The 1,431-nt window shown below is 68.6% G+C and carries 2 protein-coding genes and 1 pseudogene; all 3 read right to left on the reverse strand.

The window, feature by feature from the left end:
- Positions 1–94, reverse strand: a pseudogene (locus AB0I18_RS52075) (ABC transporter ATP-binding protein); the annotation flags it as partial.
- A 139-nt stretch (positions 95–233) separates the two neighbouring features.
- Complete coding sequence (locus tag AB0I18_RS52080; RefSeq protein ID WP_363112899.1) at positions 234–704, reverse strand: hypothetical protein; 471 nt, start codon at positions 702–704, stop codon at positions 234–236.
- Positions 705–820: 116 nt separating this feature from the next.
- Positions 821–1,357, reverse strand: coding sequence for a dihydrofolate reductase family protein (locus tag AB0I18_RS52085; protein WP_363112900.1), 537 nt, complete (start codon positions 1,355–1,357; stop codon positions 821–823).
- Between the last annotated feature and the right edge of the window lie 74 nt (positions 1,358–1,431).

Raw genomic sequence — 1,431 nt, forward strand, 5'->3', positions numbered from 1 at the left:
GGTGGGAGAGCTCGGCGGCCAGTTCGACGTCGTGGGTGGCCAGGACGATGGCGTGGCCCTCGGCCGCCAGCTTCCGGAGGATCGCGACCAGGCGGTAGGACTGTTTTCAAGCCGTCTTCGCTGGCGGCGATCTTCACAGATTGGGGCCGATTCGAGGCGCCTCGGTGGTCCCAAAACGCGTCGCCATAGCCACCTTGCGCCAGCGGGGGCCGCAGATCGACACCCCGGATGGATCACCTGGAAGAACGAGACCACCACGGGCACCGCCGACAGCGTCCCGTCAACTCCGCGGACTCGACGGATGCTTCCTCGTCGGCCATCTCCGCGCGCCGCTGGGCCGTACGGGCCACCACCTGCGTGTCTTCCACGGCCGCCCACAGGGCGTGGGCCTGCCGCCGCAGATGGTCGCCCTGGAAGGCGAGGTCTTCCACGCGGGCGGGCCGGAGCTCGGCGTCCTCCCTCATTGGCCCGGCCAGGGCGCTGATGTGGTCGAGGGCCATGTGCGTGGCAAACGCCGCCTGTGCCAGCGGCTCCGAGAAGTCAGTGAGAACCGCAGGTCCCGCAGTGGCACCCACCTGGACTGCCAGCTCGCGTAGCACTGCGGCGTTCAGCGGGGCGTAGGCCGGGAGCGGTGGCAGCGACGTCCGGTCCGCCGGGTCGATTCCTCGCCGTCGCAGGTCGCTGTAGATGGTGTCGCGAGTCAAACCCGCTAGACGGGCAAGCTCCCGGACATTCCGTGTCCCCGCACTCCACGCACCCGCCACCAGGTCAGCGCGTTCCTCGGTTTCTCACAAACGACCGCTAGTAGGTGCGACTGTGCCTACTTGCGCACGTGGAAGCGCAGCATGGTGACCCCGCCCGACTGGACGTTGCTGAACGGTTCCAGGTCGATCCGGTCGAGGCCCGGCGGCGCGAAGCGGATGCCGTCGCCGAGCAGCACCGGCAGCACGTACACCAGGATCTCGTCGACGAGGCCGCGCCGCAGGCACTGGGCGGCCACGTCGGCGCCGAGGATCTCCAGGTTCTTGTCACCGGCGGCGCGGCGTGCCGTGGCCACGGCTTCCTCGATGTCGCAGGTGAGGAAGGTGACGTCGGGGTCCGGCTCGTCGGGCGGGCGGTGGGTGAGGACGAACTGCGCCCCGCCGTCGTAGTCGGGGTTCTCGTCGGACATGCGCTTGCCGACCTCGTACGTGCCCCGGCCGATGAGCATGGCGCCCGTGGCCGCCATGACCTCCGGGAACGTCGCCGATGTCATGTGCTCGAAGATCCAGTCCATCGTGTGGCCGGGACCGGCGATGAACCCATCGAGGGACATCACCCTGTTCACGACCACTTTGCCGGTGCTCGCGTCCGTCATGCGTCTTCTCCAAGCAGGTGGAGGGCCGGGATCGCATCATAGGTCGGTGAGCAACATCTTCTCCGGCGGTAGCC

This window comes from Streptomyces sp. NPDC050704 (assembly GCF_040654355.1).
Classification (GTDB): domain Bacteria; phylum Actinomycetota; class Actinomycetes; order Streptomycetales; family Streptomycetaceae; genus Streptomyces.